Here is a 20,478-nt window from a genome sequence, read left to right on the forward strand (position 1 = left end):
TCATTGGGGGAGTTTTCCATGAAAAAAGTCTATGCCAATGCCACCGAAGCGCTGGATGGCGTGCTGTCGGATGGCATGTTGATTGCCGCGGGCGGGTTCGGCCTGTGCGGCATACCGGAACTGCTGCTTGAGGCGATCCGGGAATCGGGTGTGCAGGACCTGACCTTTGCATCGAACAACGCCGGCGTGGATGATTTCGGTATCGGCATCCTGCTGCAGACCAAACAGGTCAAAAAAATGATCAGCTCATATGTCGGCGAGAATGCGGAGTTCATGCGCCAGTACCTGAGCGGCGAGCTTGAGCTGGAATTCACCCCGCAAGGCACGCTGGCCGAACGGATGCGCGCCGGTGGCGCGGGCATCCCCGGCTTCTACACCAAAACCGGCATGGGCACCGTGATCGCCGAAGGCAAGGAACACAAGGACTTCAACGGCGAAACCTACATCATGGAGGAAGGCATCTTTGCCGATCTCTCCATCGTCAAGGCGTGGAAGGCCGACGACACCGGCAACCTGATTTTCCGCAAGACTGCCCGCAACTTCAACGTACCTGCCGCGACCTGCGGTAAGATCTGCATCGCCGAAGTTGAAGAGATTGTCCCGCGCGGCTCGCTGGATCCCGACGGCATCCACCTTCCCGGCATCTATGTGCATCGCATCATTCAGGGCGACCACGAAAAGCGCATCGAACAGCGCACCACCCGCCAGAAGGAGACCGCATAATGCCCTGGGACCGCAATCAGATGGCCGCCCGCGCGGCGCAGGAACTGGAAGACGGCATGTATGTGAACCTCGGCATCGGTATTCCGACGCTGGTGGCGAACTATGTGGGCGACAAGGATATCACTCTGCAATCGGAAAACGGCATGCTCGGCATGGGCCCCTTTCCTTTCGAGGGTGAAGAAGATGCCGACCTGATCAACGCAGGCAAGCAGACGATCACCGAATTGTCCCGCACGTCGTATTTCGACAGCGCAACCTCGTTCGCGATGATCCGGGGCGGCAAGATCGCTGCCGCCGTGCTGGGCGCGATGGAAGTGGATGAAGAGGGCGATCTGGCCAACTGGATGATCCCCGGCGTGCTGGTCAAAGGCATGGGCGGTGCGATGGATCTGGTGGCCGGTGTGGGCCGCGTGATCGTGGTGATGGATCACACCAACAAGCACGGCAAGTCCAAGCTGCTGAAGAAATGCACCCTGCCGCTAACCGGCAAGCAGGTGGTGAATCGCATCATCACCAATCTGGGGGTGCTGGACGTGGTCGAAGGTGGCCTGAAGATCATCGAGGTCGCCGAGGGCGTGACCGAAGACGAAATCCGCGGCGCGACCGAGGCCAATATCGTCAACTGATCCAACGAAAAGCCCGCCAAATCGGCGGGCTTTTTCAGTTCAGGGCCTGAAACACGCATCCATCCGAGACAAGATCGGGTGGCGTGGTGCACAGCGCTCGCGCCACCTGAAAGGCCGCCAGCACTTTGGGGACATAGTCACGGGTCTCGGCATAAGGCGGCACGCCACTATGTTTGCGCACGGCCCCCTCGCCCGCGTTGTACCCGGCCAGAACCAGAATCGGGTCGTTGCCGAACTCTCCCATCAGCCAGTTCAGGTATTTCACGCCGCCCGCGATGTTCTGCGACGGTTTGAAACTGTCTTGGACCCCAAAACGGGCGGCTGTGGCGGGCATCAACTGCATCAGCCCCTGCGCGCCCGCAGAGCTGACGGCATCTGCTCGACCGGCCGATTCTACCGAGATCACGGCCAGAACCAGTGCGGGCGACACATTGGTGCCGACGGTCGAGCGCAAAATCTCGACCCCCTGTTCCTGCGCGATGGTCTGCAGCGTCTGCAGGCGCGGCGACCTTACGCTGGTTGCGGCCAGAGCCTTGATCGCATCATCCAGCCGCCACGCCCCGGCTTGTGCAAGTTCGGGTGATATCTTCTCCCAAAAGGCTTTGTAGGCTCCTTTGGGCTTGTTCTTACCGTTGTTATCGGGCGCGACCGGTGGCGCGACTTTGGTGCGAGCGATGATTTCCGGCACAACAATCGCCGTCCCCGTGCTGGGGGCCGAGGGGCGGGTTGCATGCTCTTCGGGCGTGATCTGAATGGTCACGCGCGGGCGCTCACCCGGTTTTGGGGGTTTGATTCTCTTGTAAACGCCGCGTGGCTCAACCTCGGTGGCGACGGCGGGCGCGATGCCTGACGTCAGAAACGCCAACACACCGGCGCATTTAAGTGCGTCCCGGAGATTCATTTTTGCCTGCCTCATGCTTTCGTTTTAGGTGATTTGAACCTCGAATCTTCCCGCAAAGCCAGAAAAACAAAGCGAAATGGGGCAATTTCGCCTCATTTGGCGCAATTTTACATCGCCCCGGATCGTTGCAAACACATTGATTGATTTTTTTACCATTATTTTTCATAGGGTTACGTAAAATGTCACCAAAAAGTTAAGCGATCCGGAAAAAAATCTGCGTTTGGCCCAATTCCTGCCACGCGTAACCGTCAAACATTAGGTCATACCGAGACGGTCGGGAGCGGACTGAGAGAGAAAGCTCTGGAAGACGCCAAGGTTTAATTGACTTTTAGATCCTTTAGGAGGGACGTAACATGATCAAGTTCATCAAGAACTTCCGCAAAGACGAAGACGGCGCCGTAACAGTTGACTGGGTTGTTCTGACCGCAGCAGTCATCGGCCTGGGCACCGTGGCATACCAGCAGATCGCAGATGGCGCATCGGGTCTGGCGGCAGACGTGAACACCGCTCTGTCCTCGGCAACCCTGAGCACCGGCACCAGCGACGGCACCGTTGCAGGCGGTATCACCGGCGCCGGCACCAGCAACTAAGTTACCACTTCCATTCGGAAGCGAAGCCGCGCCAGGTTTGGCGCGGCTTTTTTTTGGTTACGAGAAGCAAACCAGAAAATCTTGGGGTTAATCGCTTTCTCCAGCCGGGTCCTATCCTGCGCGCAATGCCCCCAGCTTAGCTCGGGCAAATCTTTGCCCGACAGACCCAGCTACCAATATTCAACAAAAAAAATTAGTGATTTTGGCGTGATAATCTATGTTTGGCCTAATTTCCGCCATGCAAACAGGTCAAATTCATTGCAACAGATATTAGTTGCGGAAGATCGGAAGAAACCGGCCCGCCAGAAAAATTGCGGTTGAAGGGGTGACGAATGATCAGGTTCTTTAAGGACTTTAGGCAAAAGGAAGACGGGGCGATCACCGTCGACTGGGTTGTCCTGGTCGCTTTGATACTTGCACTGGGTGCAGCTTTGGTCGCCGCGATCCAATCCGCAACCGACAATGTTGGTGGCAATGTGAACACGACGCTCAGCTCGGCGACGATCAGCACCGGTACAACCACCGGGGATGCCGGCGGGATTACCGCAGCCGGAACGGTCAGCAACTAGCGGGCCAGCGGGCAACAATACAGCCAACGGACAAAGACAAGGATCGCCGCAACGCCAGGTTGCGGCGATTTTTCGTTCGCTCAACTGAAGCTGCCCGGATCAATTGGGCACAAACGCAATAGAGCCTGACAAATCTTTGCAAAAAACAGATTTGTCCCACATTTCGACACAATTCAGATTTAGAAAATATGCTGTTTCAAAGTGGTTCATTGGCTGTCGAGCCGTCGGCCAATCCAAATAAGAGGTGAATGTATGCGAGCGGTATTCGGACTTGTCCTGATTGTCGGGGTGGCTCTGGCCGGGGGGGCCGTCTATATGGCGCGCAACTACATCTCGGCTTACCAGCAAGAGCTTGCCCGCCAAAAGCAAGCAGCGGCGGAAGCCTTGGCAAATGCCAACAAACAGGTTGAGGTCATCCCCACCGTTGGCGTCCTCGTTTCCAACCGGACGCTAAAGTACGGTGAAAAACTGGCCGAAGAAGATGTTCGCATCGTCGAGTGGCCTGAAACCGCAATCCCCGAGGGGACCTTTACCGAAATGACTGCCCTGTTCCCGGAAACCGGCAACCGGGATCGTTTCGTCCTGCGGACGATGGAAAAAGACGAAGCCCTGATGGCAGTGAAAGTTACCGAACCGGGCGGGAAGGCTGGCCTGACCTCGCGCCTGGAAAAAGGAATGCGGGCCTTTGCGATCAGCGTCGATGTCGCCTCGGGCGTTTCGGGTTTTCTGCGGCCGGGTGACAATGTTGATATCTATTGGACCGGGTCCAGCGGAACCACCGAAGGTGCGAGCGGAGGTATTACGCGTCTGATTCAAACAAGCATCGAACTGATCGCTGTCGATCAGACTACCGGCTCGGACGTCACCGGGACCACAATCGCCCGGACCGTGACGGTCGCGGCAACCCCGGAACAAGTCGCAGCTCTGGCGCAGGCGCAAAACACCGGTCGACTGTCGCTTGCCTTGGTCGGCATCCAGCAAGACGAAGAAATTGCAGCGGCGGTCGAGGTCATCGAAGTGGACCAGAGAACCCTGCTGGGCATCGAAGAGGTCGCACCGGCACCTCAGGCCGCCCCCAAGCAGATCTGCACTACGCGAATCAGAAAAGGGGCCGACATTATCGAAGCCCCGATTCCTTGCACAAACTGACGGGATTTCAATTCGTTACAGGCACAGGGCCGCGCGAACAGCGCGGCCCTTTCTTATGGCATTGTTGCGCATTATCCACATAAGGAAAATTCCAGAAACCATTGATTATTGCAATAAATTCGGTTTTCGCGCAGTCTTTCTCATCATAGGGCAAAAGACCCAAAAACGAGGCGTGATCGGAGAGGCAGGTCACATGACAATACGTTCCTGGATCAGCGCAACCCTGCTGGGGTTGTCGCTTGTTATGGGCCCGGTCGGCGATGCCGCCTGGGCTGAAACCCTTCGCGTGGTGAAAAAGGGCACGGTGGAAACACTGGATGTGCCCATGAATCGCGCGATCGTCGTGGAAAGCGAAGAACCCTTCGCGGAACTCAGCATTGCCAATGCCGGTATCGCTGATATCTCATCGCTTTCTGATCGCACCATCTACATTCTGGGTAAGGCCCCTGGCCTGACAACCCTGACCCTGTTTGACGGTGTCGGCAACCTGATCGCCAACGTGCGCGTGCGCGTTGCACCGGATGTGACCGAGTTCAAAGAGCGGCTGCGTCAGATTCTGCCCAACGAACCGGTCGAGGTTCGCACGGCAAATGATGGCATCGTGCTGTCGGGCACCATTTCAAGCTCGGCCAAGCTGGCCCGCGCGCTTGAACTGGCGGAACGCTACGCGCCCGAGCGTGTATCGAATCTGATGTCAGTGGGCGGCGTTCAGCAGGTGATGCTGAAAGTCCGCTTTGCCGAGATGAACCGGTCGGTGGCCAAAAGCCTGTCCGCGTCACTGGGCTTTGCCGGAACCGACGTAACTGCGGGCTTCAACACTCTGAACAACCAGGGGGCTCTGACCAATGCGCTGAACGGCGGTATTCCGTTTGTTCAAGAGAACAACGGTGCCATCCTGTTCGGGTTTGGTGCAGGATCGACGCAGATTCGCCTGTTGCTGGAAGCCCTTGAAACAAAGGGGCTGGCGCGCAATCTGGCCGAGCCGAACCTGTCGGCCCTGTCTGGACAGGAAGCTACCTTCCTGGCTGGTGGCGAGGTTCCGATCCCGGTTCCGCAAGATGACGGCGTCGTGGCCATCGAATACAAAGCGTTCGGCGTTGAGATGGCCTTTGTTCCCCGCGTGGTGGACGGCGACCTGATCAACCTTGAAATGGCAACAGCTGTGTCGGCAATCGACTCAAGCTCGGACTTCACCATCAACGGTGACACGGTTCCAAGCTTCATCACCCGCCGCGCCAAGACGACGGTCGAACTGCGGGACGGGGAAAGCTTTGCTATCGCCGGATTGCTGCAGGACGATTTCGCTGACCTGAGCAGCCAAGTGCCGTGGTTGGGTGATGTCCCAGTTCTGGGCGCGCTGTTCCGTAGCGCGGAATATCAGCGTGAGCAAAGCGAATTGATCATCATCATAACCGCCCATCTTGTGTCCCCCGTCCGTGGCGAGGCCCTAGCCCTGCCGACCGACCGGGTCAAACCGCCCAGCGAATTTGATCTGTTCGTGAATGGCCGGGTCTCGCGCACGGCACGTTCCGGCGCAGGTGGCGCATCGGAAGTCGCAAGACAGGACTTCGGCAACTCTTACGGCTACGTCCTAGATTGATCAGGAGGATCGGACCAATGCAGAAGTGGATCATCACACTCGGTCTGACGGTCGCTGTCGCCGCATGCACGCGAGAGGCCGGATACGAGATCGACCAGGGCACCTTCGGAAATGCCGCCCTGAACAACACCCAGGTCATGACCGGAGAACTGACCTATGCACAAATTCTGGGACGGCGCTTTGCCTCTGAGGTGCCGAGCCAGGTGAACTTTGCCTTCAACAGCTCTCAGTTGGATGCGTCCGCCCAGCGGATACTCTTGCAGCAGGCGGACTGGATCAAACAGTTCCCCGAAGCACGGTTCCGGGTTTACGGGCATACGGATGCGGTCGGCTCGGACGGGTACAACAAAAGTCTGGGTCTGAGGCGCGCTCAAGCTGTCGTGAATTTCTTCTCGCAGCAGGGTATCTCGCGCTCACGGCTTGAAGCGGTTGTCTCGTTCGGCAAAACGCAGCCGTTGGTGGCAACGCCGAATCGGGACCGCCGGAATCGCCGCACCGTGACCGAGGTCGCAGGCTTTGTTGACAGCCGGTCGCAGACTCTGGACGGCAAATATGCCGAGGTCATCTACCGCGAGTACATCGACAGCGCGACGACCGTCAGCGCGATCCAGGAAGTCAAAGCCACCGAGGGCGCCGAAGGTGGATAATACTTGTGGAATGGGCGACATCGTCGCCCATTTCCCTACAATTGGTTCTTTTGCGCCAAATTCTCGCCCAACTTCAAAGTGACATTGTGAACAATAGGGTGACCTGCGGCTTGAATTGACCGCATCGGGGCGACAGCAAATCAACCTGAACGACCGACGTTCGCACGAGATGCTGGGCCCTCACGACGAGGATTGTGTTTATGACCAGCGCTACGCCGCAAGATGACAATACCGCCATTCTGGCCTGCACGATCAGCAGGGACGTGCAGAATTTTGACCTGCTGATCGAAGACATGGAGGCGGTTCTGGGCGAGCGTTGGGGAGACCTTGGTTTCGCCGAAGCGCTCGCGTTCTTCACCCAGCCCGAAGCCGATTCGCTGCAATTCGTTGCCTTGGCCATTGATGGCGAAGATGAAGATAACCTGACGCTGATGGGTGAAATCATCGCTCAGGCCAAAGATAAGAAAATAAAAGTTGTGCTGATTGCCGAGGACGTGACCCCCGCCTCGTTGCATCAGTTGCTGCGCAAAGGCGCGGATGAATTTGTCCCCTACCCTCTTCCCGAAGGCGAACTGGCGGAAGCCATCGAGCGGATGAACCAGCCCGACCCGGTTGCCGTTGCCCCTACAGCAGCAGCCACTCTGACGGATGGCGCATCGAAAGAAGGCGCGTTGTTCGTGGCCCACGGGCTTGCTGGCGGCGTGGGATCGACCACGTTGGCCGTCAATCTGGCCTGGGAACTTGCCAGCGTATCCGACAAAGAGGCCCCCTCGGTCTGCCTGATCGATCTGGACCTGCAATATGGCACGGTTTCGACTTACCTCGACCTGCCGCGGCGCGAGACGGTGTTCGAGATGCTGTCGGACACCGATTCGATGGATGATGAAGTTTTCTCGCAAGCGCTTCAAACCTATGAAGAAAAGCTGCAGGTTCTCACCGCACCTTCCGACATGGTACCGCTGGATCTGATCACGCCCGAAGACATCCAACGGGTGATCGATTTGGCGCGGAAGCACTTCGATTACGTGATCGTCGACATGCCCAAAACGCTGGTTCTGTGGTCGGAAACGATTCTGCAGGCTGCGCATGTGTATTTCGCCGTGATCGAACTGGATATGCGGTCGGCACAGAACGCCCTGCGTCTGAAACGCGCGCTGCAAGCCGAAGAACTGCCATTCAACAAGCTGCGCTTTGCCCTGAACCGTGCGCCCAAGTTCACCGACCTGAACGGCAAAAGCCGCGTGAAACGCATGGGCGAAAGCCTGGGCATTTCGATTGACCTGCAACTACCTGATGGCGGCAAACCCGTCATGCAAAGTGGCGATCATGGTCTGCCGCTTGCCAACTCGGCCGCGAAAAACCCGCTGCGCCGGGAAATCGCGAAGCTGGCGAAGTCTCTGCACAGCCTTGGCAGCAACGACGCAGAAGCCGCGTAACATCATCCCAAGGGGGGAGCCGCCGTGTTTTCAAGATACAAGAAGCAACCTGCCGCTCAGCCGGTACAAACGCCCGACAAAACCCCCGAGGCCGCATCAGCCCCGGCGGCAGCCTCTGCCGCCACCGCGATTGTGCGCAAGCCCATCCAGAAAAAAACGGCCGAAGTCGTCGGGTCCGATCGTGAGCGCAAGCGCAAAGAACGGTTGGGCGAGATCAAGATCGAACTGCACCGGGAATTGCTGGAAAACCTGAACCTTGCCGCGCTGGAAAACGCAGGTGAGGCTGAATTGCGCTCGGAAATCAGCGCCATCGCCAGCGAGGTGCTTGAGGCCAAGAATATCGTTCTGAACCGGGACGACCGGTCTCAGTTGAACAAGGAACTCTATGACGAGGTCACCGGCCTTGGTCCGCTGGAAACGCTGCTGCAGGACGAATCGGTTAACGATATTCTGGTAAACGGCCCGCAACAGATTTTCGTGGAACGCGCCGGTAAGCTGGAACTCAGCGACATTACGTTCAAAGACGAAAAGCACCTGATGCGGATCATCGACAAGATCGTGTCAGCCGTGGGTCGTCGTGTTGATGAATCAAACCCTTACGTTGACGCCCGTCTGGCAGATGGGTCGCGTTTCAACGCCATGGTGCCGCCGATCGCGGTGGACGGTTCGCTGGTTTCGATTCGTAAATTCAAGAAAGACAAGCTGGGCATCGACGATCTGGTCAATTTCGGCGCGTTCACCGAGGAAATGGCCGCCTATCTGCAGGCCGCCGTCTCGACCCGTCTGAACATCATCGTCTCGGGCGGTACCGGTTCGGGTAAAACGACCACGCTCAACGCCCTGTCCAGTTTCATCGACGACGCCGAGCGCATCCTGACCATCGAGGATACGGCGGAACTACAACTCCAGCAGACTCACGTAGGCCGGATGGAAAGCCGCCCGCCCAACGTTGAAGGCAAAGGTGAGGTCAGCCCCCGCGACTGTCTGAAAAACGCCCTGCGTATGCGCCCCGACCGCATCATCGTCGGCGAAACGCGTGGCGCCGAGGTGATCGACATGCTGCAGGCCATGAACACCGGCCACGACGGCTCGATGACCACGATTCACGCCAACTCGGCCCGGGATGGTATCTCGCGTCTGGAAAACATGATCGCAATGGCCGGGATCGAGATGCCGATCAAGGCGGTCCGCAGCCAGATTTCCTCGGCTGTGAACCTGCTGGTTCAGGCCAGCCGTTTGCAGGACGGCTCGCGCCGCATGACCTCGATCACCGAGATTACGGGCATGGAAGGCGACGTGATCTCGATGCAAGAAATCTTTCGGTTTCAACGTGTTGGCCTGACGCCGGACAACAAGATCATCGGTCACTTCACTGCAACAGGTGTGCGCAGCCACTATTCGGAACGCTTCCGCCTGTGGGGCTTTGACCTGCCTGCGTCGATCTACGACCCCACCACAATGTAGGAGATCTGGGTATGCAACTTCCTATGGAGGCCCTTATCTATATCGCCATCTTCGTGGGGGTCCTGGCCCTGGTCGAAGGTATCTATCTGGTCGCATTCGGCAAATCCATCAGCCTGAACAGCCGGGTCAACCGCCGTCTGGACATGCTCGACAAGGGCGTCGGGCGCGAACAGGTTCTGGAACAGCTGCGCAAGGAAATGCAGCAGCATATGAAAACGCAGAGCATCCCTCTGTATTCATTGCTGGCAGACAAGGCGCAAAAGGCGGCGATTGCGTTCACGCCCCGCCAGTTGATTATGATCATGGGCCTTGTGTCTGCGGTGGCCTTTATGGGGCTCAGCATTGGCACGCCAACCGACCTGCCGCTGCGGATTGCAATCTCGGTCGCGATTGGCGTGGGCGCTGTTTATGCCTGGGTCAACCACAAAGCCAAAAAGCGCATGTCGATGATCGAGGAACAACTGCCTGACGCGGTTGAACTGATGGTACGGTCGCTGCGCGTTGGTAACCCGTTCGTGTCCTCGGTCCAGATCGTCGCGAATGAGGTGCAGGACCCGCTAGCAACCGAATTTGGCGTTATTGCCGACGAATGCGCCTATGGCCGCGACGTGGGTGAGGCGCTGAAAGACATGGCAGAGCGCCTGGATATGCAGGATTTGCGTTTTCTGGCCGTGGCCGTGGGCATCCAGCAGCAATCCGGTGGTAACCTGGCCGAGATTCTGGCTGGTTTGGCGCAGGTCATTCGCGCCCGGTTCCGCCTTTTCCGCCGCGTGAAAGCCATCACTGCCGAGGCGCAGTGGTCCGGCAAATTCCTATCCGGCTTCCCGCTGGCCTGTCTTGCGTTCATTCTGGTGAAGGACCCCGGCTATTATGACGAGGTTCTGGACCACCCCTACTTCATTCCGATGTGCTTCTTTGTCGGCATCATGCTGACCCTGAACCTGATCGTCATGAAGATCATCACCAACATCAAGGTCTGAGGGCAGCACGATGGAATTCCTGACCAACATCAACGACCTGTTGACCCAGCACCTGGGAGAGTTTGGCCCCCTGATCGTTGTCGGCGTTCTGGGGATGGTCATGATCCTTGTGGCCGTTTCGCTGATGATGAATCAGCCCGAAGACCCCCTGAAGAAACTGCAACGCTCGAACACGCAGCCGAAGAAAAGCAAGAAGGACAAGAAAGAACAGCTTCGCAATGCTGGCCGCAACGAGCAGCTTGAAAAGTTCGCGACCTTTCTTGAGCCGAAGAACGAAGAAGAGCTTTCGGCCATTCAGCTCAAGATGCGGCAGGCGGGATACCAGTCCAAGGACTCGGTCCGGTTTTACCACTTCGCTCAGTTTGCCCTAGGGATCATCGGCATCGTCGTCGGCGTTTTGATGGTCACCGTCTTTGCCGGCGACCAGGAATTTACCGGCCAGCAAATCCTGATCCGGGTCCTCGTCCCTGGCGGCATTGGCTATATGCTGCCCAGGTACTGGATCACCCGCCGCGTGGAAGAACGCAAAGAGGCGATCATCGCCGCCTTCCCCGACACGCTAGACCTGATGCTTGTCTGCGTTGAAGCCGGGCAGTCGCTGGATCAGGCCATCGTCCGTGTGGCCGCGGAAATGAAAAGCTCGTACCCCGAGATTTCTCAGGAATTCGAAGTCGTCGCCTATGAGATGAAGGCCGGTAAGGACAAAGACACCGTTCTGCGGGATTTCGGAACCAGATGCGGCGTTCAGGACGTCAACGCTTTTGTGACCGTGATGATCCAGTCGGCAACTTTCGGTACATCCATTGCCGAAGCTCTGCGGGTTTACGCCTCGGAAATGCGGGACAAGCGGGTTATGCGCGCGGAAGAGGCCGCAAACAAGTTGCCCACCAAGATGACACTGGTCACAATGGGCCTGACCGTTCCGCCGCTTCTTGTTATTCTGGTCGGACCATCTTTCAACGTCATCTCGACCTTCGGACGCTGAGGTTGCAGCCAAATGAGACCACTCCGCCGGTGTGACCTTTCAGGGTTTCGCCAAGTGCTTAAGGCCATCATGGTGTTTACCGTGATGGCCTCTTGCACTGAAAGCACCCAGTCCAACGGGCTGGATGCGCCGGGGGTGGACCCCAAAGGACAAGCTGCGGACAATATCACCGTCGGAAATCGCCTGATGGCGGCAGGGGAATATGAACTTGCGCTGGAAACCTTTACTCGGGCAGCACTTGAGGAGGGGCTGACCACTCAGATCCTCACATCCATGGGCACCGCCAACCTTGGCCTGCGCCGGTTGGGACAGGCCGAAACCCTGCTGCGCCGCGCGGTTGAGGAGGACACGGATTGGCCTGTAGCCTGGAACAATCTCGGCGTTCTTCTGATGGAAACCGGAGAATACCCCGAGGCCGCGCAGGTCTTTCGCCGCGCCTTTGCGCTGGACAATGGCGAAAGTGACGCAATCCGTGACAATCTGCGCTTAGCACTCGCAAAAATGGAAAATCCTGTTAATAATACCGCACAAGAACAAGAATATACGCTGGAACAGCTTGGCGACGGGCAATTTTCGCTGCGCAAAATCCAGTAACCGAGGCAAGAGCAGTAAAGGACGCAAAAATGCGCCAACAATTCTTGATTCCATCCATCATTCTTGGCGGGCTGGTTCTGGCTGGCTGCGCAAAAGAGACTGAAGAGGAAAAAGTCGAACGCACATTTCAGGAAGTGAACGTCATTGACGAAACCAACCTGAATGACGTTCTGCTCAGCGCGGCCGACCCGAACGAGGCCGTGACCTATTTCCATGGTGCGGCCAGCAAGAACCCTGACCGGATCGATCTGCAACGGGGGCTGGCCATATCGCTGGCCCGTGCCAAGCGCACTACCGAAGCCGCTGCCGCATGGAAGCGGGTGACAACCATGAAGGGCACCAATAGCGCCGACAAGGTTGAATATGCCGACGCGCTGGTGCGTAACGGGGACTGGAAAAAGGCCAAAACCGTTCTGGACTCGGTCCCTCCTACCTATGAGACTTTCAAGCGGTATCGGCTCGAGGCGCTGGTAGCGGATTCCCAGAAAGACTGGAAGCGTGCGGATCACTTCTATGAAACCGCCGTCGGGCTGACGACTCGCCCGGGCAGTGTCATGAACAACTGGGGCTACTCTAAACTGAGCCGCGGTCAATATGACGAGGCCGAGCGGCTGTTTAACGACGCGATCCGTCAGGACAATTCGCTGTTCACCGCCAAGAACAACCTGGTTCTGGCACGTGCGGCGCAGGGCAATTACAGCATGCCGGTTGTCCCCATGTCGCAGGTCGAACGCGCCAGGTTGTTGAACACAATGGGAATTTCTGCGGTCAAACAAGGGGATGTGAACACGGCCAAGAACCTGTTCCGCGAGGCGATTGCCACCCACCCGCAGCATTTTGACGAGGCGGTCCGGTCGCTTCGCGCGCTCGAGGCAAGCTGATCCATGCAAATCCCAGCGGCTGCCGCGCTCTGGTTCCTGCCTTTCGTGTTGCCGATCTGCTTTTATGTCGCCTTCACTGACATGCGTGAGATGCGGATCAAGAACCACGCGGTTGTGACGCTGGCCTTGGTGTTTGTCGTTATCGGTTTGATAGCGCTTCCGCCCTGGTCCACCGGGGCGGTCAGCGGAAACATCGGGCCACTTTCCCTGACGCTGCCGATCTATTTCTGGCAGCTTTTGCACATCGTCATTGTCCTGATTGTCGGCATAATCCTGAACGCCGCAGGGACGATGGGCGCGGGGGATGCGAAGTTTCTGGCGGCGGCCTCGCCCTTTGTCTGGACGGGGGATATCCTTGTGTTTTTGCCCGTCATGATCGCCTGCCTGCTGGCGGCTGTCGCGACCCATCGCATTGCGAAACACAGCCGTTTGCGCACCATCGCCCCCCATTGGGACAGCTGGGACACGGGCAAGAAATTCCCGATGGGCCTCGCCCTTGCGGGCTCACTTGCCATGTATTTGATATTGGGCACTGTTCTCGGATCGTAAACTATCATCAGCGCGCCTTTTCGCTGCCTTGGTCCCGCCACAAAGCTGGGCCAGATTTCACCGTGGTTGCCCGGTAAAGGGCTTTTGCGTGACATTTGAATAAACGGGCAACGCTTATGAATATGCAGACCTCATCCGTTATGGCCCCCCCTGCCCCCAAGGGGTTGGGCGAAATGAAGCTTCCGCTGGTGATGATGCGGGACATTATGCTGAAAACCGTTTTCCGCAAAAACGTTGACACGGTTTCCGAAGTCGCCGCCGCCATATGCCTGCCCGGTTCGGTCACACAGGAGCTCATCGACATCGCGCGCGAGCAAAAGCTGCTCGAGGCGACCGGGACGCTAAACGCCAACAGCGGCAATGAGATGGGATACCAACTGACCGACGCCGGAAAAGCCCGCGCGCTGGACGCGCTAAGCCAGTCGGAGTACTTCGGCGCGATGCCGGTGCCGCTGGATGTCTACCGCGAGCAGGTCAAGCGGCAATCGATCCGTAACATTCAGGTCACGCGCGAACAGTTGACGGGTGCCATGGGCCATCTGGTTCTGCCCGACATGCTGCTGGATCAGCTTGGCCCTGCGGTTAGCGCCGGCCGTTCGGTCCTGATGTATGGCCCTCCGGGCAACGGTAAATCCTCGATCTCGAACGGGATCAGGGATGCGCTGGGGGATAATGTCTATGTCCCGCGCGCCATCGAATATGCCGGTCAGGTGATCACCGTTTACGACCCGATCGTGCATACCGCGATTGAACAGGAAGAAGACGACCCAAACAGCCTGCGCCGCCGTAAGCGGTTCGACACGCGCTACGTTCAATGCGAACGCCCGACCGTGGTAACAGGTGGTGAACTGTCGCTCAGCATGCTAGATCTGGTCTATAACCCCACCGCGCGGACCTACCAGGCCCCGCTGCAATTGAAATCCACCGGCGGCATCTTCATTGTGGACGACCTTGGACGTCAGGCCGAACCCCCTCAGGCCCTGATCAACCGCTGGATCGTTCCGCTGGAGGAAAGCAAGGATATCCTTGGCCTCCAATCGGGTGAGAAGTTCGAGGTGCCGTTTGACACTCTGGTCATCTTCTCGACCAACTTCCACCCGAACGAAATCTTCGACCAAGCCGCCCTGCGCCGGATCTTCTTCAAGATCAAGATCGATGGCCCAAATCAGGAGAACTTCCTGAAAATCTTCGCCATGGTGGCCCGCAAACGCGGCATGCCGCTGGACGAAGCCGCACTGGTGCATCTGCTTAAGGTCAAATACCCGACCATCAACAATATCTACGCGAACTATCAGCCGATCTTCCTGATCGACCAGATGATCTCGATCTGCGAGTTCGAGGGCATTCCCTATCAGATGAGCCCCGATTTGATCGACCGCGCCTGGGCGAACATGTTCGTCAAAGACGAAACAATCGTCAAATAACGCCGTGCCATTCCCACGCTGAGGCGGGTAGTCTGCGTCCATGACGCAGATTCCCGCACGGATTGAGGCCTGGTTCACAGCCAAAGGCTGGTCCATCCACCCCCATCAGCAACAGATGTTTGACCGGGCCAATGACCCGGCCAATCTGCTGATTGCCCCGACCGGCGGCGGCAAGACGATGGCGGGGTTTCTGCCTTCTCTGGCTGAACTTGCCGACGGCGCGCATGCGGGGTTGCACACGATTTATGTCTCGCCACTCAAGGCTCTGGCGGCAGATATCAAGCGCAACCTGCGCACGCCCGTGGATGAAATCGGCCTGCCCATCCGTATCGAGGACCGCACCGGCGACACCTCGGCCACGCAAAAGAAACGCCAGCGCGTCGACCCGCCCCATATCCTGCTGACCACGCCGGAAAGCCTCGCTTTGCTGACGTCGTACGAAGACGCGCCGCATATGTTCCAAGGAGTTCAGCGCGTTGTCGTGGATGAAATTCACGCTCTGGCCGAAAGCAAGCGCGGGGATCAGTTGATGCTGGCGCTGGCCCGTCTGCAGCGCCTTTGCCCAGACATGCGCCGCGTTGGCCTGTCGGCCACGGTCGAGGACCCCGACGCTATTGCCCGCTTTCTGGCCCGCCACCCGGATCCCTGCCGGATCATACAAGCCGACCCCGGCCCCGATCCGGATATCCGGATGCTTGAGACCGAAGAAATGCCCCCCTGGTCCGGCGGCGGCGCGGCTTACGCGATCCCGGCGGTGCTGGAGCAAATCCGGCAGCACAAGACGACGCTGATCTTTCACAACACCCGCGCGCAGGCCGAGATTTTCTTTCACAATCTGTGGCTTGCCAATGATGAGGGCCTGCCCATCGGCATCCACCACGGCAGCCTTGACCGGCAACAACGCGAAAGAGTCGAGGCCGCCATGGTGCGCGGCGATCTGCGCGCCATCGTCTGCACCGGCTCTCTGGATCTGGGCATCGACTGGGGGGATGTGGATCTGGTGATCCAGATCGGCGCGCCCAAGAATGTTAAACGTCTGGTCCAGCGGATCGGGCGTGCGAACCACCGCTACAACGCCCCGTCCAAGGCCTTGCTGGTGCCCGCAAACCGCTTTGAAGTGGTGGAATGCGTCGCAGCACTTGAGGCCGCAAAGGCGCATGAGCTTGACGGCGAACCGCGCGGTCCCGGCCCGCGCGACGTGCTGTGCCAGCACATCCTGATCGCCGCCGCTGCCGGGCCTTTTGAGGCGGATGCGTTGTTTCAGGAGATGACTTCAGCCGGACCATACGCGCGGCTGACGCGCGATGAATTCGATGCCTGTCTCGATTTCTGCGCCACCGGCGGCTACGCCCTGCGCGCCTATGACCGCTGGCAACGGCTGCAGCAGCGCCCTGACGGGCTGTGGCAGTTGCGCGATCCCCGCGCGCCGCAGCGTATCCGTATGAATCTGGGGACAATTCAGGACACAGACACATTGAAAGTGCGGCTGAAGCGCAACCGGGGCGGCAAACCCTTGGGTGAGGTCGAGGAAGGCTTCGCGGCCTCGCTTACCCCCGGTGACACTTTCCTGATCGGCGGTCAGATCGTGCGCTATGAAGGCCTGCGCGAAATGGTGGTCGAGGTCAGCCGCCGCGCCGACAAAAAACCCAAGGTCGCCGTGTTTTCGGGCACGAAATTCGCGACTTCCACGCAACTGAGCGACCGCATCCTGCGCATGTTTTCGCGGGACAACTGGCCGCAACTGCCGACCCACACCGCCGACTGGCTGGCCCTGCAGCGCGAGATTTCCCACCTGCCCCAACGCGACCGTCTGCTGATCGAAAGCTTTCCCAATGACGGGCGTGAAAACCTGTGCGTCTACGGCTTCGCCGGACGCAACGCGCAGCAAACGCTGGGGCTGCTGCTGACCAAACGGATGGAGGAAACCGGGCTGGCCCCGCTGGGATTTGTCGCAACAGATTACGCGACCCTGATCTGGGGGCTGGACGCCGTAACCGACCCGCGCCCCCTGTTCCAACTGGATGCGCTGCGCGAGGGGCTGGACACCTGGCTGGCGGGGAATGCCGTGATGAAGCGTACCTTTCGCGCCTCGGCCACCATTGCCGGGCTGATCGAACGCAACACCGGCGGTCAGCGCAAAAGCGGGCGGCAGGCGACGTTTTCCTCGGACATCCTGTATGACACGCTGCTGAAATATGATCCCGATCACCTGCTGATGCAGATCACCCGCGAAGAGGCCATGCGCGGCTTGGTCGATTTCGGGCGGATCGAAGCCATGGTCGCCCGCATCGGCGACCGGATCGACCTGTTGCGCCTGGACCGCGTATCCCCGCTGGCCGCGCCGCTGTTTCTGGAGGTCGGCAAGGTTCCGGTCAAAGGCGCTGCCGAGGAACGGTTGCTGGCCGAAGAAAGCGCGCGGCTGTTGCAGAAGGCCGGATTAGAGCCCTCGTGATTCACCTTGCGTAGCGGGGCGAAACCGGCAAAGAACGTATCATGAACGGACTAGAGTTTTCATTTGCCGGTCAGCGCCTGTCCGCCCTTGCCTCGGGTGCGCTGTGGTGGCCGGATCAGCGCTTGCTGTGCGTCTCGGACCTGCATCTGGGTAAATCCGAGCGGCTGGCCCGGCTCGGCGGCCCCGCGCTGCCGCCTTATGATAGCCGCGACACGCTGGATCGGCTGGCCGCAGATTTGGACCGGACAGGGGCCGAGACGGTTCTGTGCCTCGGTGACAGTTTTGACGATCTGCTCGCCTCGACCTCGCTGGCAGCATCCGAGACGCTTCGGATCGCCGCGATGCAGGCAGGTCGGGACTGGATCTGGATTGAGGGCAACCACGACCCCGGCCCCATTGAGTTGGGCGGCACGCATCGGGCCGACTGGTCTTGTCAATCACTACACTTTCGGCACATCGCCGAACCCGGCGCGCAGGGTGAGGTCTCGGGGCATTATCACCCCAAGGCGACATTGCGAGCGAGGGGGCGGGCAATCACCCGTCCGGCCTTTTTGTTGGACAGCAACCGCCTCATCTTGCCCGCCTACGGGGCCTATACCGGCGGGTTGCGCAGCTCGGATCAGGCATTGACGGGGCTTATGGGCACGGATGCTCGGGCCATCCTGACCGGACCTACCCCGCAGATGATCCCGATGCCGCGATAGGCTCAGATCAGGCCATCCTGCTCAAGCCTTGGTCGGTACTTCCGACTGACCGGAACCAGATCGCCATTCACCAGCCGCAGCCAGATTTTGCCATCCGTTCTCTTGGCAGCAATGATGGCGTCATCACTCACCCAGTGGGACCTATGCGCACAATGTCCGGGCACAGGTTCCATCTCGGCGATGGCGTCGGTCAGGCGGGACCGGATGGTAAAGGTGCCCTCGGAGGTGACGACATCAACATAGTGGTCGCGTACAGTCAGGTGAAAAATCCGCCCGGTGAAAGAGGCCGGAAGCCGCCGTATCAGGCGCGGCGTAGCGGGCAAAACCTGCTCCGCTACATCCCGTTCATTTCGGCGCACCAGAAACAACCCGGCGGAAAACAGAATTCCATAGTTCGCGACAGTGGTCAGCGCGGGGGTCATATGACCGCCGAAGGTGAACAGAACCCAGGCCAGAAGCCATAGCGACGGGGTCAGCAAGGCAAGCACCAGCGCCGCAAATGCCAGGTCACGCAGGTGAAGATTGGCCTCGGCCAGTTTGTCCCCCACCAGCCTGCGCGCCACCCAAGTCGCCGCCAGCGCCAGCGCCATCACTCCGGTCCAAAACAGCAGCCGCAAGATGAATGGCAGGTCTGCCACCAGAAACGGCGGAAAAGCATAGGCCAACACTGGAAGGAATATTGCTGCAGCAACCACCCGCTGGGGCGTACACAGGCTGCGAACCAGAACCAACTTCGACGTCATACCAACTAAACGATCCACTCCCTATCCCGATCAGCCGGCGCAGGGCGGCAAGCGCCTTCACCTCGTAACTGACTGGGAACGCAGAAATATCACGATCCTAGACGTGTTAAAAGTTAATTCACTGGGAATAATCCGGCGCGCGCATCAGTTTGAGCGTCGCAGGAAAATGCCGGTCGGACCGAAATGAACGGCCCGACCGTCGGATATCAGGCCGTCAGCCCTTCGGGCTCGGGCAGGCCGTTGGAGCGGCAGCACGCGGTCAGAGTGTTGGCCAGCAGGCATGCAATTGTCATAGGTCCCACGCCGCCCGGAACCGGGGTGATCGCGCCCGCATGCTCGGCCGCGCTGGCATAGTCGACATCTCCGACCAGCTTGTTCTTGCCGTCGCGTTCAATCCGGTTGATGCCCACATCGATCACGGTCGCGCCTTCCTTGATCCAATCGCCGGGCACCATTTCGGGGCGGCCAACCGCGGCCACCACGATATCAGCGCGGCGCACCACATCCGGCAGGTCCTTGGTGCGCGAATGCGCGATGGTGACGGTACAGCTGTCGCCCAGCAAAAGCTGTGCCATCGGCTTGCCCACGATGTTCGAGCGGCCGATGACAACCGCATCCATGCCCGACAGCGAGCCGTGATGGTCGCGCAACATCATCAGACAGCCCAGCGGCGTGCAGGGCACCATCGATTTCTGACCGGTACCCAGCAGACCCACGTTCGAGATGTGGAAGCCATCCACATCCTTGGCCGGATCAATCGCGTTGATCACCAGATCTTCGTTCAGATGCTTGGGCAGAGGCAGTTGCACCAGAATACCATGCACAGCCGGATCGTTGTTCAGCTTATCGATCAGCGCCAGCAGGTCCGCTTCGGATGTATCGGCGTCCAGCTTGTGCTCATACGAGTTCATGCCAACCTCGATGGTCATCTTGCCTTTCGAGCGGACATAGACCTGACTGGCCGGGTCTTCGCCCACCAGAACCACGGCCAGACCGGGAGTGATGCCGTTTTCCTCTTTCAGCTTTGCGACCTGATCGGCCACCTGCGCGCGCACTTTGGCCGCAAAAGCCTTACCGTCGATGACTTGAGCTACCATCCTGTGATCCCTTCTTCCCAATAACATCTCGGGCGCATGGGCACCCGATCATTCAGTCAGGTCCGAGCACGCGCTCTTCTCGTGCAATCGACCAATCAATCAATATGCGCCACAGCTGTTCGGCCAGATCCGGATCCAGTCCCAGATCATCCGAATGGGCGCGTACGTTTTGCACCACTTCTTCGACCCGTTCCAGTATGCGAGCCGGAAGGCCCTCGCCCGGTTTCAGCTCGGACGCGCGGTCGATATACCCCGCCCGCGTCACCAACAACTCGATCAGTTGGCGGTCCAGCTTGTCGATCTGAACCCGCAACTCCTGCATAGATCGGCAGTCTTGCGGCGGTGTCAGAGTGGGCATCGTGAT

21 protein-coding genes are annotated in these 20,478 nt (G+C 58.9%); 17 read left to right on the top strand and 4 right to left on the bottom strand.

What is annotated here, in order from left to right:
* The first annotated feature begins 18 nt into the window (after nucleotides 1-18).
* Together ACR0JN_RS06905 and ACR0JN_RS06910 are read left to right on the top strand one after the other, a co-directional pair.
* On the top strand, nucleotides 19-723 hold the full coding sequence (locus ACR0JN_RS06905) for a CoA transferase subunit A (RefSeq protein WP_480884882.1): 705 nt from the start codon (nucleotides 19-21) through the stop codon (nucleotides 721-723).
* Complete coding sequence (locus ACR0JN_RS06910) at nucleotides 723-1,349, top strand: 3-oxoacid CoA-transferase subunit B (RefSeq protein ID WP_480884883.1); 627 nt, start codon at nucleotides 723-725, stop codon at nucleotides 1,347-1,349. The genes ACR0JN_RS06905 and ACR0JN_RS06910 overlap by 1 nt, the downstream gene beginning before the upstream one ends.
* Before the next feature lie 34 nt (nucleotides 1,350-1,383).
* Here the strand turns inward: ACR0JN_RS06910 and ACR0JN_RS06915 are convergent, their stop codons facing one another.
* Nucleotides 1,384-2,250, bottom strand: coding sequence for a lytic transglycosylase domain-containing protein (locus ACR0JN_RS06915; protein ID WP_480884884.1), 867 nt, complete (start codon nucleotides 2,248-2,250; stop codon nucleotides 1,384-1,386).
* A 353-nt stretch (nucleotides 2,251-2,603) separates the two neighbouring features.
* On the opposite strand from ACR0JN_RS06915, the gene ACR0JN_RS06920 reads away from it, so the two are divergent.
* The 15 genes from ACR0JN_RS06920 to pdeM all read left to right on the top strand — a co-directional run bounded on the left by ACR0JN_RS06920 (nucleotide 2,604) and on the right by pdeM (nucleotide 18,274).
* A complete protein-coding gene (locus tag ACR0JN_RS06920) occupies nucleotides 2,604-2,840 on the top strand; it encodes a Flp family type IVb pilin (protein ID WP_480884885.1) in 237 nt (78 codons plus the stop codon).
* Between the two features lie 332 nt (nucleotides 2,841-3,172).
* A complete protein-coding gene (locus ACR0JN_RS06925; protein WP_480884886.1) occupies nucleotides 3,173-3,409 on the top strand; it encodes a hypothetical protein in 237 nt (78 codons plus the stop codon).
* Between the two features lie 252 nt (nucleotides 3,410-3,661).
* Entirely contained in the window at nucleotides 3,662-4,558 is an 897-nt protein-coding gene (cpaB, locus tag ACR0JN_RS06930; RefSeq protein WP_480817234.1) for a Flp pilus assembly protein CpaB, read from the top strand.
* Between the two features lie 193 nt (nucleotides 4,559-4,751).
* Entirely contained in the window at nucleotides 4,752-6,158 is a 1,407-nt protein-coding gene (locus tag ACR0JN_RS06935) for a type II and III secretion system protein family protein (protein ID WP_480884887.1), read from the top strand.
* A 17-nt stretch (nucleotides 6,159-6,175) separates the two neighbouring features.
* Nucleotides 6,176-6,805, top strand: coding sequence for an OmpA family protein (locus tag ACR0JN_RS06940; RefSeq protein ID WP_480817232.1), 630 nt, complete (start codon nucleotides 6,176-6,178; stop codon nucleotides 6,803-6,805).
* 200 nt (nucleotides 6,806-7,005) lie between these two features.
* Entirely contained in the window at nucleotides 7,006-8,241 is a 1,236-nt protein-coding gene (locus ACR0JN_RS06945) for a CpaE/TadZ family protein (protein WP_480817231.1), read from the top strand.
* A 24-nt stretch (nucleotides 8,242-8,265) separates the two neighbouring features.
* A complete protein-coding gene (locus ACR0JN_RS06950; protein WP_480817230.1) occupies nucleotides 8,266-9,705 on the top strand; it encodes a TadA family conjugal transfer-associated ATPase in 1,440 nt (479 codons plus the stop codon).
* Between the two features lie 11 nt (nucleotides 9,706-9,716).
* Entirely contained in the window at nucleotides 9,717-10,685 is a 969-nt protein-coding gene (locus ACR0JN_RS06955; RefSeq protein ID WP_480817229.1) for a type II secretion system F family protein, read from the top strand.
* 10 nt (nucleotides 10,686-10,695) lie between these two features.
* Entirely contained in the window at nucleotides 10,696-11,670 is a 975-nt protein-coding gene (locus tag ACR0JN_RS06960; RefSeq protein WP_480884888.1) for a type II secretion system F family protein, read from the top strand.
* Nucleotides 11,671-11,739: 69 nt separating this feature from the next.
* Entirely contained in the window at nucleotides 11,740-12,264 is a 525-nt protein-coding gene (locus tag ACR0JN_RS06965; RefSeq protein WP_480817341.1) for a tetratricopeptide repeat protein, read from the top strand.
* A 29-nt stretch (nucleotides 12,265-12,293) separates the two neighbouring features.
* Nucleotides 12,294-13,145, top strand: coding sequence for a tetratricopeptide repeat protein (locus ACR0JN_RS06970; RefSeq protein ID WP_480817227.1), 852 nt, complete (start codon nucleotides 12,294-12,296; stop codon nucleotides 13,143-13,145).
* A 3-nt stretch (nucleotides 13,146-13,148) separates the two neighbouring features.
* Nucleotides 13,149-13,694, top strand: a complete 546-nt coding sequence (locus ACR0JN_RS06975; protein WP_480884889.1) for a prepilin peptidase — start codon at nucleotides 13,149-13,151, stop codon at nucleotides 13,692-13,694.
* Nucleotides 13,695-13,810: 116 nt separating this feature from the next.
* Nucleotides 13,811-15,118, top strand: coding sequence for an ATPase (locus ACR0JN_RS06980; RefSeq protein WP_480817225.1), 1,308 nt, complete (start codon nucleotides 13,811-13,813; stop codon nucleotides 15,116-15,118).
* A 40-nt stretch (nucleotides 15,119-15,158) separates the two neighbouring features.
* The gene (locus ACR0JN_RS06985) at nucleotides 15,159-17,570 is read left to right on the top strand and encodes a ligase-associated DNA damage response DEXH box helicase (protein WP_480884890.1); all 2,412 of its coding nucleotides are present in this window, start codon (nucleotides 15,159-15,161) and stop codon (nucleotides 17,568-17,570) included.
* 41 nt (nucleotides 17,571-17,611) lie between these two features.
* Nucleotides 17,612-18,274 (top strand): ligase-associated DNA damage response endonuclease PdeM, encoded by a 663-nt coding sequence (gene pdeM, locus ACR0JN_RS06990; protein ID WP_480884891.1) that lies wholly within the window; start codon nucleotides 17,612-17,614, stop codon nucleotides 18,272-18,274.
* Between the two features lie 2 nt (nucleotides 18,275-18,276).
* On the opposite strand, the gene ACR0JN_RS06995 is transcribed toward pdeM, so the two are convergent.
* The 3 genes from ACR0JN_RS06995 to ACR0JN_RS07005 all read right to left on the bottom strand — a co-directional run bounded on the left by ACR0JN_RS06995 (nucleotide 18,277) and on the right by ACR0JN_RS07005 (nucleotide 20,472).
* Nucleotides 18,277-19,017, bottom strand: a complete 741-nt coding sequence (locus ACR0JN_RS06995) for a LytTR family DNA-binding domain-containing protein (RefSeq protein WP_480884892.1) — start codon at nucleotides 19,015-19,017, stop codon at nucleotides 18,277-18,279.
* A gap of 206 nt (nucleotides 19,018-19,223) precedes the next feature.
* On the bottom strand, nucleotides 19,224-20,114 hold the full coding sequence (folD, locus tag ACR0JN_RS07000; RefSeq protein ID WP_480884893.1) for a bifunctional methylenetetrahydrofolate dehydrogenase/methenyltetrahydrofolate cyclohydrolase FolD: 891 nt from the start codon (nucleotides 20,112-20,114) through the stop codon (nucleotides 19,224-19,226).
* Nucleotides 20,115-20,166: 52 nt separating this feature from the next.
* Complete coding sequence (locus tag ACR0JN_RS07005; RefSeq protein WP_480817221.1) at nucleotides 20,167-20,472, bottom strand: chorismate mutase; 306 nt, start codon at nucleotides 20,470-20,472, stop codon at nucleotides 20,167-20,169.
* Nucleotides 20,473-20,478: the final 6 nt, after the last annotated feature.

It is taken from the genome of Ruegeria sp. G12 (genome assembly GCF_056533565.1).